General features: G+C 70.5%; 7 protein-coding genes. 4 read left to right on the top strand and 3 right to left on the bottom strand.

Annotation, left to right across the window (positions count from 1 at the left end):
* Positions 1–22: 22 nt before the first annotated feature.
* Complete coding sequence (locus BM287_RS12645; protein ID WP_244528248.1) at positions 23–1,993, bottom strand: alpha-1,4-glucan--maltose-1-phosphate maltosyltransferase; 1,971 nt, start codon at positions 1,991–1,993, stop codon at positions 23–25.
* 277 nt (positions 1,994–2,270) lie between these two features.
* Here BM287_RS12645 and glgP point away from each other — a divergent pair, with 277 nt between their 5' ends.
* Positions 2,271–4,844: an alpha-glucan family phosphorylase gene (glgP, locus tag BM287_RS12640; RefSeq protein WP_090040174.1), complete on the top strand. Its 2,574-nt coding sequence runs from the start codon at positions 2,271–2,273 to the stop codon at positions 4,842–4,844.
* 198 nt (positions 4,845–5,042) lie between these two features.
* Here glgP and ybaK read toward each other — a convergent pair whose 3' ends face one another.
* On the bottom strand, positions 5,043–5,531 hold the full coding sequence (gene ybaK / locus BM287_RS12635) for a Cys-tRNA(Pro) deacylase (RefSeq protein WP_090040172.1): 489 nt from the start codon (positions 5,529–5,531) through the stop codon (positions 5,043–5,045).
* On the bottom strand, positions 5,531–7,690 hold the full coding sequence (gene glgX / locus BM287_RS12630; RefSeq protein ID WP_244528242.1) for a glycogen debranching protein GlgX: 2,160 nt from the start codon (positions 7,688–7,690) through the stop codon (positions 5,531–5,533). Before glgX ends, ybaK begins: the two co-directional genes overlap by 1 nt.
* A 48-nt stretch (positions 7,691–7,738) precedes the next feature.
* On the opposite strand from glgX, the gene BM287_RS12625 reads away from it, so the two are divergent.
* From BM287_RS12625 to ligA, 3 genes are all read left to right on the top strand, one after another.
* The gene (locus BM287_RS12625) at positions 7,739–8,926 is read left to right on the top strand and encodes a cysteine desulfurase family protein (RefSeq protein ID WP_090040169.1); all 1,188 of its coding nucleotides are present in this window, start codon (positions 7,739–7,741) and stop codon (positions 8,924–8,926) included.
* A gap of 554 nt (positions 8,927–9,480) precedes the next feature.
* Positions 9,481–10,581 carry a tRNA 2-thiouridine(34) synthase MnmA gene (gene mnmA / locus BM287_RS12620; RefSeq protein ID WP_170857540.1) on the top strand — a complete coding sequence of 367 codons (1,101 nt, stop codon included), beginning with the start codon at positions 9,481–9,483 and terminating at the stop codon, positions 10,579–10,581.
* A 209-nt stretch (positions 10,582–10,790) separates the two neighbouring features.
* Entirely contained in the window at positions 10,791–13,049 is a 2,259-nt protein-coding gene (ligA, locus tag BM287_RS12615; protein WP_090040167.1) for an NAD-dependent DNA ligase LigA, read from the top strand.
* The last annotated feature ends 159 nt before the right edge of the window (positions 13,050–13,208 follow it).

The raw sequence follows: 13,208 nt of genomic DNA, 5'->3' as shown, positions 1-13,208 counted from the left end.
CGGTTCAGGTCTCGGTCGGCGGTCACAGCGGACGGACGGACAGGATGTGGACGGGCTCGGTGAACGCATCCAGGCGGACGTAGTCGTCGGCGCCCCAGGTCCAGCGCTGACCGGTCACGTGATCCTTCACCTCGAACTGCGCTCCGAGCGGGATGCCGAACGCCGTCACATCCAGGTGGACGATGGTCTCGCGGACGGAATGCGGGTCGACGTTGGCGACCACGATGACCGCGTCCGGCTTGCCGGTGCGGGTGAACCGCCCATCCAGAAACTTCGAGTAGACGAGGATGCTGTCGTCCTCGCTGGCCTGCAGGTGCAGGTTGCGCAGCTGGCGGAGCGCCGGGTGCTCGCTGCGCACCCGGTTCAGCATCGTCAGATAGCCCGCGAGCGAGCGGCCCTGCGCCTGCGCCTTGGCGTAGTCGCGGGGACGGAACTCGAACTTCTCGTTGTCGATGTACTCCTCGGCGCCGCTGCGGGCGACGTTCTCGAACAGCTCGTAGCCCGAGTAGACGCCCCAGGTCGGCGCGGCCGTCGCGGCGATCGCCGCGCGCACCTTGAAGGCGGCCGGCCCGCCGAACTGCAGGTACTCGGTGAGGATGTCCGGCGTGTTGACGAACAGGTTCGGGCGCAGATAGTCGGCCGTCTCATGCGCGATCGAGTCGAGGAACTCCTCGAGCTCCTCCTTCGTGTTGCGCCAGGTGAAGTACGAGTACGACTGCTGGAACCCGGCCTTGGCGAGAGTGCGCATGACGGCCGGACGGGTGAACGCCTCCGCCAGGAACACCACATCCGGGTCCGTGGCGTTCACGGTGTGGATGAGCCACTCCCAGAAGTGCAGCGGCTTGGTGTGCGGATTGTCGACGCGGAAGATGCGCACCCCGAGCGACATCCAGTGACGGACGATGCGGAGCACCTCCTGGCGGAGGCCCTCGTAGTCGTTGTCGAAGTTGATGGGATAGATGTCCTGGTACTTCTTCGGCGGGTTCTCGGCGTAGGCGATGGTGCCATCGGGGAGGGTGGTGAACCACTCCGGGTGCTCGGTCACCCAGGGGTGGTCCGGCGACGCCTGCAGCGCGAGGTCGAGGGCGACCTCGAGGCCCGCCTGCTTGGCCTTGCCCAGGAAGTAGGTGAAGTCCTTCTCCGTGCCGAGGTCCGGGTGGATGGCGTCGTGCCCGCCCTCTGCGGAGCCGATGGCCCACGGCGAGCCGGGATCGTTCTCGCCGGCCTCGAGGGTGTTGTTCGGGCCCTTGCGGAACGTGCGCCCGATGGGATGGATGGGCGGGACGTAGACGACGTCGAAGCCCATCGCGGCGACCTCGGGGAGACGCTTGGCCGCAGTGCGGAAGGTGCCGGACTGCCACGAGCCGTCCGGCAGCTTCCTGGCGCCCTCGGAGCGGGGGAAGAACTCGTACCAGCTGCCGACGCCGGCCCGGGTCCGCTCCACCACGACGGCCCGGGTGGCGGACACGGACGGGAGGCTGACGACGGGCCGCTCGGTCAGCACCTTCTGGATGCGGTCGTCGATCGACGCCTGGAACCGCTCATCCACGGTCCGCTTGTCGTCGGCGACGACCTTGGCCGCCTCCGAGAGGTGGCGTCGCTCGGCCGTGCCGCGCCGCTTGTCCTGGGAGGCGCGCAGCAGCAGGTCGTGACCCATCCTGAGCATCAGCTCCACATCCATCCCGGCGGGCACCTTCACCTCGGCGTTGTGCCGCCAGGTCGCGTACTCGTCGGCGTACGCCTGGACACGGTAGCGCCACAGCCCCGTCTGCTCGAGCTGCACCTCCACTTCCCAGCGGTCCGTGCCCGGGGTGAGGGGATGCATGTGGTACTCGGTCTGGACGCCGGAAGGGTCGAGCAGCAGCAGGTCGACGCCGATCTTGTCGTGCCCCTCCCGGAAGGCGGTCGCGCGGAACGGGATCACCTCGCCGCTGAACGCGCTCGCCGCCCAGAGGCCCTCGTCGACCTGGGGCGACAGCTCCAGGATGGGGATGCGGGGGAGCAGGGGTTCGTACGATCCCGCCGGCGCATCGGTGGCGACGGAGGTGACGATCTCGGGCGCGTTCGTCCGGCCCGTTCTCTCCGTCGCGCTCCTCCGCGCGTTCTCGGATGTGTTCGTCTCGGGTCCCGCCGCCTCATTCCGGGCGGGCGGTTTCACCGTGGCCGCCTCTGTCGCTGCGGCTGCTGACCTGGTCGCTGCGTTCTTCACCACGCCCCCGACCGTACACTCATTAACCTGCCCGACATGCGCCTCCCCTACAGTGGACCGAGTGAAGGCCATCCGAAGATTCACCGTCCGAGCCGTACTCCCCGAGAACCTCTCCGCATTGGGGGAGATCGCAGGCAACCTCCGCTGGTCCTGGCATGAGCCGACCAAGGAGTTGTTCGCCCGCATCTCGCCGGAGCTCTGGCAGCAGGTGCGGCACGACCCCATCGCCCTGCTGGGCGCCGTCGACCCCGCGCGTCTGGCCGAGCTGGCGGGCGACCAGGGCTACGTGGACTGGGCGAATCACATCCGCGACGACCTCCACGCGTACCTGCGCGAGCCGCGGTGGTACCAGTCGCTCGGCGAGGACGCGCCCAAGACGATCGCCTACTTCTCGCCCGAGTACGGCATCGCGGCCACCCTGCCGCAGTACTCCGGCGGCCTCGGCATCCTCGCCGGCGACCACCTGAAGGCGGCCAGCGACCTCGGCGTGCCGCTCGTGGCGGCCGGCCTGTTCTACCACTCCGGCTACTTCTCCCAGGCGATCACGCCCGACGGCTGGCAGCTCGAGCGCTACCCGGTGCTCGACCCGGACGGCCTGCCGCTCAGCGTGCTGCGCGACCCGGACGGATCGCCGGTGCAGATCACGCTCGCGCTGCCCGACGGCGTCCTCCGTGCGCGGGTCTGGCAGGCCGCGGTCGGCCGGGTGACGCTGCTCCTGCTCGACACGGACATCCCGGACAACGAGGAGCGACTGCGCTCGGTGACCGACCGCCTCTACGGCGGTGGAGGCGAGCACCGGCTGCTGCAGGAGCTGCTGCTCGGCATCGGCGGCGTGCGCGCCGTCAAGGCCTGGACCGAGCTGACCGGGATGCCGGAGGCGGAGGTGTTCCACACCAACGAGGGCCACGCCGGGTTCCTCGGACTGGAGCGCATCTCCGACCTGATCGGCGAGGGGCTGACGTTCGACCAGGCGCTGCAGGTCGTACGCGCCGGGACGGTGTTCACCACGCACACGCCCGTGCCAGCCGGCATCGACCGGTTCGACCGGCCGCTGGTCCAGCGGTACTTCTCCACGACCCTTCTCCCCGGTGTGAGCGCGGACCAGGTGCTCCCGCTCGGTGCGGAGGACTACCCGGGTGGATCGCCGGACGTCTTCAACATGGCCGTCATGGGCCTGCGGCTCGGCCAGCACGCCAACGGCGTGTCGCAGCTTCACGGCGAGGTCTCCCGCCAGATGTTCAACGGCCTCTATCCGGGGTTCGATCCGCAGGAGGTGCCGATCGACTCGGTCACCAACGGCGTCCACGCGCCCACGTGGACGGATCCGATGCTGCGGGCGCTGGCGCTCGAACGGCTCGGCACCGAGGACACCACGCACGCCGACTGGGGCAACGCCGGCGCTGTGAGCGACGCCGACCTGTGGGGAGTCCGCACCCGGATGCGCGAGCAGCTGGTGCAGGACGCCCGGCGGCGGCTCGAGGCGGCCTGGGAGGAGCAGAACCCGGGCGGGATCGCGCCGGCGTGGATGCAGGACCTGCTCGACCCGAACGTCCTCACCATCGGCTTCGCCCGGCGCGTCCCCACCTACAAGCGGCTCACGCTGATGCTGCACGACCCCGAACGGTTGCGCCGCATCCTCACCGACCCCCACCGGCCGGTGCAGTTCGTGATCGCCGGCAAGTCGCATCCCGCCGACGACGAGGGCAAGCGCCTCATCCAGAAGCTCGTGCAGTTCGCGTCGGAGGCCGACATCCGGCAGCGGATGGTGTTCCTGCCCGACTACGACATCGGCATGGCGCAGCTGCTGTACCCGGGGACGGATGTGTGGCTCAACAACCCGCTGCGCCCCCTGGAGGCGTGCGGCACGTCGGGCATGAAGGCCGCACTGAACGGCGGGCTGAACCTGTCCATCCTCGACGGCTGGTGGAACGAGTTCTACGACGGCGAGAACGGCTGGGCGATCCCGTCGGCGGACGCGGCCGGCGACGGCGCCGAGCGCGACGCGCTCGAGGCCGAGGCGATGTACGACCTGATCGAGCACCAGATCGCGCCGCGCTTCTACGAGCGCGACGGCGACGGGGTGCCGACGGGCTGGGTGGCACGCATCCGGCACACCCTGGCGACGCTGTCCTCGCCGCTGTCGGCGGAGCGGATGGTCCGCGAGTACGTCGAGCGCCTGTACCTGCCGGCGGCCGGCTACGAGGACCGCCTCAGCGCCGACGACTACCTCGCCGCCCGCGACCTCGCCGCATGGAAGACGCGGGTGCAGGCCGCCTGGCCGGGCGTCAACGTCGCGCACGTCGACGCGGGAGGGCTGGACGCCGTGCCGCAGGTCGGCGACGAGCTGCACGTCCGCGCGCTGGTGCACCTCAACGGCCTGACGCCGGAGGACGTGCAGGTACAGGTCGTCTACGGTCGCAGTCACGACGGCGGCGACCTGATCGACGTGCACCGAGAGCCGCTCGCGGTCGACTCTGGCATCCCCGGGACCGGCGATCCGTCGGTGGCGCACGAGTTCGTCGGCACCGTCCGCCTCGCCTGGGCCGGCTCGTTCGGCTACACGGTCCGCGTCGTGCCGGTGAACGACCTGCTCCTCACGCCCGCCGAGCTCGGCCTCGTCACCTCCGCCTCCTAGCCCCACCTCGCCGCGCCCCGCGCCCCCACCCCCCACCGTCGAGTCCGCACAGATTGCACGTCGAAAGCGCTTTCCGTGTGCAATCTTTGTGGACTCGGCGGTGGGGCGGAAGCGGGAGGGGGCGGAAGCGGGAGGGGGCGGAAGCGGGAGGGGGCGGAAGCGGGAGGGGGCGGAAGCGGGAGGGGGCGGAGGGGGCGGCTACTTGGCGATCGGGGCGTAGGCGGCGGCGGTTGCCGCGAGGAGGTCGGCGGGCGCGAGCTCGAGGTCGAGGCCGCGCTTTCCGCCCGAGACGAAGACCGTGTCGAAGAGCTGCGCGGTCTCGTCCACCACGGTCACGTGGCGCGTCTTCTGGCCGACCGGGCTGATGCCGCCGACGACATAGCCGGTGCGCCGCTCGGCGACCGCGGGGTCGGCCATAGTCGCGCGTTTGGCTCCGACGGCCGCAGCGAGCGCCTTCAGGTCCAGCATGCCCGTCACGGGGACCACGCCGACGACGAGTCCGAGATCTGTGTCGGCGAGCAGCGTCTTGAACACGCGGTCCGCCTCCACGCCGAGCGCCTCCGCCGCTTCCAGGCCGTAGGACGCCGCAGCGGGGTCATGCTCGTACGGATGCAGAGTGAACGGGATGCCCGCAGCGGTCAGCGCGACCGTCGCCGGTGTGCCGGCGGCCGCCTTCTGCCGGGCCATCAGCCGTGTGCCGCCGCAGCGGGGGTCCCAGCGGCAGCATCCGCTCCGGTCGCCGCGACCGCCGGCTCCACGCGCGGCCCATGCGCGCGGTACAGCTGCATCGACGTCCCGCCGACGAGCCGAGTCGCGCCCGGAGCGACCTCGGTCGCATCCTCGGGGATGGGCACCTCGGTCGCCGAGTCCCACAGCAGCCGGTAGCCCGTCACGCCGGGCGCGACGGGGAGGGACACCTCCACATCGTCCTCGACCCCGTGGACGATCAGGAGGACGCGGTTGAACTCCTCCTTGTCGGGGGTGGAGGCGGCGAGGTACTGGAGGGTCCGGTTCTCGGGGGAGTTCCAGTCCTCGTCGTCCATCCGCTGCCCGGTGGCGTCGTACCAGTCCATGTGGCTGGCGTTGGGCGTGGTCTGGCCGTCGACCGCGTACCGGCTCGGGCGCAGCGCCGGATTGTCGCGGCGCAGCTGCAGCAGACGTTTCGTCGTGTCGTACAGCTCGCGCTGCTCGCGGGTGCGCAGCCAGCCCATCCAGGTGAGCTCGCTGTCGTGGCAGTACGCGTTGTTGTTGCCGCGCTGGCTGCGGCCGTACTCGTCGCCCGCCGTGATCATGGGCACGCCGGCCGAGAGCAGCAGCGTCCCCATCAGGTTCCGGACGGCTTTGGCGCGGGTCATCAGGATCGCCTCGTCCGTCGTCGGTCCTTCGACCCCGTGGTTGAACGACCGGTTGTTGTCGGTGCCGTCGCGGTTGTTCTCGCCGTTGCCGAGGTTGTGCTTCACGTCGTAGACGGTGAGGTCGGCCATGGTGAAGCCGTCGTGCGCGGTGATGAAGTTGACGGAGGCGAGCGGTCCGCGCTCCGGTGAGAAGGTGTTCGAGGAGCCGGCGAGCCGCGTCGCGAAGCCCCCGATGCCGACCGGCGCCTGGCCGTTGCGCCGGGCGTCGGAGATGTCCGCCAGCCAGAAGTTGCGCACGCGGTCGCGGTAGCGGTCGTTCCATTCGGACCAGCCGTCGGCCTGCGAGGCGCCGGTGCCCGACGTGGGACCGGGGAAGTTGCCGGTCTGCCAGCCGCCGAGTCCCACATCCCACGGTTCGGCGATGAGCTTGACGCCCTGGAGCGCCGGGTCGGTCTGTGCGGCGACGAGCAGTGGATGGTCGCGATGGTAGGACGCGTCGGTCCCGCGCCCGAGCGTCGCGGCCAGGTCGAAGCGGAATCCGTCGATCTGCATCTCGTTGGCCCAGTAGCGGAGGGAGTCGAGCACGAGCCGCTGCGGAACCGGATTCCCGAAGTCGAGGGTGTTGCCGCATCCCGTCACGTCGATGTACGCGCCGGTGCCGTCGTGCCGGTAGTAGGTGGCGTTGTCGATCCCGCGGAAGCTGGTGCGCGGGCCGCCGATGCCCTCCTCGGCCGTGTGGTTGTAGACGACGTCGAGGATGACCTCGATACCGGCCAGATGGAGCAGCTTCACCATGCCCTTGAACTCGGCCAGCACTGCCGCCGGCCCGGCCGCCTGCGCTCCGCGCGACGCGTAGTGCGTGTGCGGGGTGAAGAAGTTGAGGGTGTTGTAGCCCCAGTAGTTGGTGAGGCCCTCCTGGATGAGGCGCTGCTCGGACACGAACGCGTGCACCGGGAGCAGCTCGACCGCGGTGACACCGAGGTCCTTCAGGTACCCGATCGTCGACTCGTGCGCGAGGCCCGCGTAGCTGCCGCGCAGCTCCTCGGGGACCGCCGGGTTGAGGCGGCTGATGCCCTTGACGTGAGCCTCGTAGATCACGGTGTGATCCAGCGGCGTCGCGGGCTTGTGCGCATCCCCCCAGTCGAACCCGTCGGCGACCACGACCGAGCGCCAGCCGTCCGACGCCACCCGGATGAGACCCCGGGCGTACGGGTCGAGCAGCAGCGCCTCCGGGTCGAACATGTTGCCGGGAGCAGCAGGGCCGGACACGCGGACGGTGTAGCGGGTGCCGACGGCGAGCGAGCGGGAGCGACCCATCCAGACGCCGTTCGCATCCCGTGTCATCGGGACGGTCTTCACCAGCCAGTTGGGGTCGGTCTCGTCGAACAGGCACAGTTCCATGGCGTCCGCATTCGCAGAGAACACCCGGAGCTCGCCCCCGTGCGGCCCGAGGCGGACGCCCAGATTGCGCAGGGGATCGGTCGAGGTCATGCGCTCTAGAGTAGTGATACACGCCTGGATGAAACTGCGGAGGGCATCGTGCCGGTCTACCTGGACCACGCCGCCACCACGCCGATGCGCCCGGAGGCGATCGCCGCCTACACCGAGGCCATGGGCGTGGTCGGCAACCCGTCCAGCATCCACAGTCAGGGCCAGCAGGCCCGGCGGATGCTGGAGGAGGCGCGCGAGACGATCGCCGCGACGCTCGGGGCGGAGCCGATCGAGGTCGTGTTCACCTCCGGCGGGACCGAGGCGATCAACCTGGCCGTCAAGGGGATGTACTGGGCCCGAAACAGCGGCGCGCGGCGGCCGCGCATCCTGGTCCCGGGAGGGGAGCACCACGCGACGCTCGACACCGTCGAGTGGCTGGAGCGCGCTGAGGGCGCCGAGCCGTCCTGGTTGCCGCTCGATGCGGAAGGCGCCATCGTGGTCCCGGACGTCATCGAGGGGTCGGATGCCGCCCTGATGACCTTCCTCGCCGTGAACAACGAGGTCGGCACCGTGCAGCCGGTGGCGGCGCTCGCCGAGGTCGCACGGGACGCCGGCGTGCCGGTCCATGTGGATGCGGTGGCCGCGTACGGCCACCTTCCGCTCGATTTCGCGAGGCTGGGGGTGGAGGCGCTCAGTGTCTCCGCGCACAAGATCGGGGGGCCGGTGGGGATCGGAGCGCTCATCCTGAACCGCACCTCGACGGTCGTGCCGCTCATCCACGGCGGAGGGCAGCAGCGGCAGGTGCGGAGCGGGACGCAGGATGTGGCGGCAGCGGTGTCCTTCGCGGTCGCTGCGCGAGCGGCCGAGGCGGAGCGGGAGGCGGAGACCGCACGGCTGACGGCGCTGCGGGACCGTCTCATCCACGGGGTGCGGGCGGCCGTGCCGGAGGCTGTGCTGAGCGGGCCGGAGCCTGAGGGAGCGCGCGCCGCGCGGGTCGCATCCAATGTCCATTTCACCTTCCCCGGTGCGCAGGGGGACTCGCTGCTCTTCCTGCTCGACCTGGCCGGCGTGTCGGTGTCGACGGGCTCGGCCTGCCAGGCGGGCATCCCCGAGCCATCGCACGTGCTGCTGGCGATGGGGCGGAGCGAGACCGAGGCGCGGAGTGCGCTGCGATTCACCCTGGGCCGCACGTCGACCGAGGCCGATGTGGATGCGCTGCTCGCGGTGATCCCCGGCGCCTACGCGCAGGCGTCGCGGGCCGGGCTCGCCGAACGCTCGCCCCGGCTCGGCCGCTAGCGCCGCGTCCCTCTGTGGCGCCGCGGCCGGCGGCCCCGCGGCGGCGGCCCCGCGGCGGCGCTGCCGGTGGCCCCGCTGCCCCGTGGCCGGCACATTCGTCACGAATGTCGGCCTGCGCCGCGTCTAAGTGCACATTCGTCACGAATCTCGCCCTGCCCTCCCGTCGGCCCAAAGTACGCATTCGTGACGAATGTCGCCCTGCGCCGCGTGTAAGTGCACATTCGTCACGAATGTCGCCCCGCGTCTAGGTGCACATTCGTCAAGAATCTCGGTTGCCCTCACGTCGGGCCTAAGCGCGCATTCGTGACGAATGTCGCCCTGCGCCGCCTGTAAGTGCACATTCGTGACGAATCTCGCTTGCCCTCCTGTCGGGCCTAAGTGCGCATTCGTGACGAATGTCGCCTTGCGCCGCGTGTAAGTGCACATTCGTGACGAATCTCGCCGGGAGGGAGGGAGGGAGGGAGGGAGGGAGGGAGGGAGGGAGGCGCAGGGGAGCGATGGCGGAGTCGAGGCTGAACGGAGGAGGGGCCGGCGAGCGCGGGTAGAATCGCCGGGTGAAAGTTCTGGCGGCGATGAGCGGTGGTGTCGACTCGGCGGTGGCGGCGGCGCGCGCCGTCGAAGCCGGGCACGACGTGGTCGGCGTGCACCTCGCGCTCTCGCGGATGCCGGGGACGCTGCGCACCGGCAGCCGGGGCTGCTGCACGATCGAGGACTCGATGGATGCGCAGCGCGCGGCCGACATCATCGGTATCCCGTACTACGTGTGGGACTTCTCCGAGCGCTTCAAGCTGGATGTGGTGGACGACTTCATCGCCGAATACACCGCGGGCCGCACCCCCAACCCCTGCATGCGCTGCAACGAGCGCATCAAGTTCGCCGCACTGCTGGAGAAGGCGCTCGACCTCGGTTTCGACGCCGTCTGCACCGGGCACTATGCGGCCATCGTGACCGATGAGGACGGCAACCGCGAGCTGCACCGGGCGAGCGCCTGGGCGAAGGACCAGTCCTATGTCCTCGGCGTGCTGACGGCGGAGCAGCTGGCGCACGCGATGTTCCCGCTCGGTGCGACGCCGTCCAAAGCGGAGGTGCGGGCGGAGGCGGCGGCGCGCGGCCTGAGCGTCGCGAACAAGCCGGACTCCCATGACATCTGCTTCATCCCGGACGGGGACACGCGCGGCTGGCTCGCCGACCGCGTCGGCACGTCGACCGGCGACATCGTCGACCGGGAGGGCAACCGCCTCGGAACGCACGAGGGAGCCCACGCGTACACGGTCGGGCAGCGCAAGGGCCTGAACGTGGGCTACCCGTCGCCGGACGGACGCCCCCGCTTCGTGCTCGAGGTGCGGCCGAAGGAGAACACTGTCGTCGTCGGTCCGCGCGAAGCGCTGGACATCGCCGAGATCGCCGGGTCGCGCTTCACCTGGGCGGGGATGCCGCCGGCCGACCCGGCCACGCCGTTCGCGTGCGAGGTGCAGATCCGGGCGCACGCGGATCCCGTGCCGGCGGTGGCCTCCGTGACCGGTGGCGAGCTGGTGGTCCGTCCGGACCTGCCGCTCAATGGAGTCGCACCCGGGCAGACCGCCGTGGTGTACGTCGGCACGCGGGTGCTCGGCCAGACCACGATCGACCGCACGGTGTCGGCCGTCCCGGCCTGAGCCGTCCCGGCCTGAGCCGTCCCGGCCCGAGCCGTCCCCGCCCGGCCTGAGCCCGCCCAACCCGGGCCCGTCCCGGCCCGGGCCCGTCCCGGCCCGGGCCCGTCCCGGCCCGGGCCCGTCCCGGCCCGGGCCCGTCCCGGCCCGCCCGACCTGACCCCGCCCCGACGCCCACCTGCACCACCGTCGGGGGTCGCGAATAAGCTGGGCGCGTGGCGATCGAGACGACGACCGACGACCAGCTCGCGCAAGCGGGGGCCGAGGCACAGCAGCTGACGACACGCATCCTCGAGCTGCGTGACGCGTACTACGAGCGCGACACGGTGCTCGTGAGCGATGAGGAGTACGACCGCATGATGCGGCGGCTCGAGGAGCTCGAGCGGCTCCATCCCGAGCTGCAGTCGCAGGACAGTCCCACGCAGACCGTGGGCGGCCGCGCCCAGACGACGCTGTTCGCCCCGGTCGAGCATGCCGAGCGGATGCTCAGTCTCGACAACGTCTTCTCGCTGCAGGAGTTCGAGGCCTGGGCCGCCCGTGTGGAGCGCGACGCCGGGCGCCGGGTCGACTATCTCTGCGAGCTGAAGATCGACGGCTTGGCGATCAACCTCCGCTACGAGCGGGGCGTGCTCGTCTCGGCCGCCACCCGCGGCGACGGGGTCGTGGGAGAGGACGTGACCGAGAACATCCGCTGGATCCCGGCCATCCCGAGCCGCCTGGCTACCGATCGGCCGCCCGCCCTCGTGGAGGTGCGGGGCGAGGTCTTCTTCCCGGTCGCCGAGTTCGAGGAGCTCAACGCCCACCAGCTGGAGGCGGGCGAGCGCGTGTTCGCCAACGCCCGCAACGCCGCGAGCGGATCGCTGCGCCAGAAGGCCGAGGGCAAGAACCCGGCCCAGCTGGAGTTGATGCGCAACCGTCTCCGCCGCCTCCACATGCTCGTGCACGGCATCGGCGCCTGGCGCAACCCGCCCGTCGACGCGCAATCCCAGGTGTACGAGCTGCTCCAGGACTGGGGACTCCCGACCTCGTCGCACTACCGCGTGATGGACGACGCGAAGAAGGTCGACGAGTTCATCGAGTACTACGGCGCCCACCGCGGGGCCGTGGAGCACGAGATCGACGGAATCGTCATCAAAGTGGATGAGCTGGCTCTGCACGACGAGCTGGGTGCGACCAGCCGCGCCCCGCGCTGGGCCATCGCGTACAAGTACCCGCCGGAGCAGGTCAACACGAAGCTGCTGGACATCGTGGTGAGCGTCGGCCGGACCGGCCGTGCCACCCCGTTCGCCGTGATGGAGAAGGTGCGGGTCGCCGGATCCGAGGTCCGCCAGGCGACCCTGCACAACCAGGAGGTCGTCAAGGCGAAGGGCGTGCTCATCGGCGACACCGTCGTGCTGCGCAAGGCGGGGGACGTCATCCCCGAGGTGCTCGGCCCCGTGGTGGAGCTGCGCGACGGCAGCGAGCGCGAGTTCGTCATGCCCGAGAACTGCCCGGAGTGCGGGACGAGGCTCGCTCCGGCCAAGGAGGGCGACATCGACCTGCGCTGCCCGAACGCCGAGTTCTGTCCCGCCCAGGTACGGGGCCGGGTGGAGCACATCGGCTCGCGCGGTGCGCTCGACATCGAGGCGCTCGGCGAGGTCGCGGCCGCGGCGCTCACCCAGCCGCGCTTCCCCGAAACGCCTCCGCTGCCGACGGAGGCCGGACTGTTCGGGCTCTCACTCGCCGATATCTTCCCGATCCAAGTCGTGGTGCGGGATTCGGAGACCGGACTGCCCAAACTGACGGACTCAGGCGAGGAAAAGGTAGACACTCCGTTCCGCCGTCGGCGACAGAAGAAGGATGGACCGTTCGACCCCGGCGCGGCGGAGTTCTCGGGCGACGAGCTGTACGTGCCGTCGAAGAACGCCACGGAGCTGCTGAGCAATCTGTCGGCGGCGCGGCAGAAGCCGCTGTGGCGCATCCTGGTCGCCCTGAACATCCGTCACGTCGGCCCGGTCGCCGCGCGCGCCCTGGCAAATCACTTCGGTTCGCTCGACCGCATCCGGTCGGCGTCGCGCGATGAGCTGGCCGCAGTGGATGGCGTGGGAGGCATCATCGCGGACGCCGTCCTGGCCTGGTTCGAGGTCGCCTGGCACCGCGAGATCGTGGAGCGCTGGGCGGCAGACGGCGTGCAGTTCAGCACCCCGGGGCACCCGGGTCCGGGTCATGCCGCCGCGGCCGGCGGAGTGCTCGCTGGACTGACGGTCGTCGCCACCGGCTCGCTCGACGGGTACAGCCGCGAGGGTGCTCAGGAGGCCATCATCGCGGCGGGCGGCAAGGCGGCATCCAGCGTGTCCAAGAAGACGGATTTCGTGGCGGCCGGTCCTGGTGCGGGGTCCAAGCTGGCGAAAGCGGAGGAGCTCGGGGTCCGCATCATAGACGCCGCGCAATTCAAGAAACTGGTCGAGGAGGGTCCCGCAGCCCTCGAAACGTGAGTTTTCGGTCCTCCATTGCACCGACAGGACTCGAATTCTCCCCCTGAATCGGGGGTAGAACGGGTTGCCGTCCGCCACCCGTTCACGGGTAGAGTCGACACGTGCGCTTGGCCCGAGCGCACCCGCATGAGCTTAGCTCGCTCGCTCTCGGAGGGACCC

Origin of the sequence: Leifsonia sp. CL147, from assembly GCF_900114565.1 — a bacterium.
In the GTDB taxonomy this organism is placed as follows: domain Bacteria; phylum Actinomycetota; class Actinomycetes; order Actinomycetales; family Microbacteriaceae; genus Leifsonia.
The sequence above is the reverse complement of the archived record's forward strand: the minus strand, read 5'-3'. Positions and strand labels throughout refer to the sequence as shown.

Coding starts and splice junctions, on each gene's coding strand:
- ybaK (WP_090040172.1), bottom strand. CDS start 5,531: ATGGCCCGGCAGAAGGCGGCCGCCGGCACACCGGCGACGGTCGCGCTG.
- glgX (WP_244528242.1), bottom strand. CDS start 7,690: ATGACCTCGACCGATCCCCTGCGCAATCTGGGCGTCCGCCTCGGGCCG.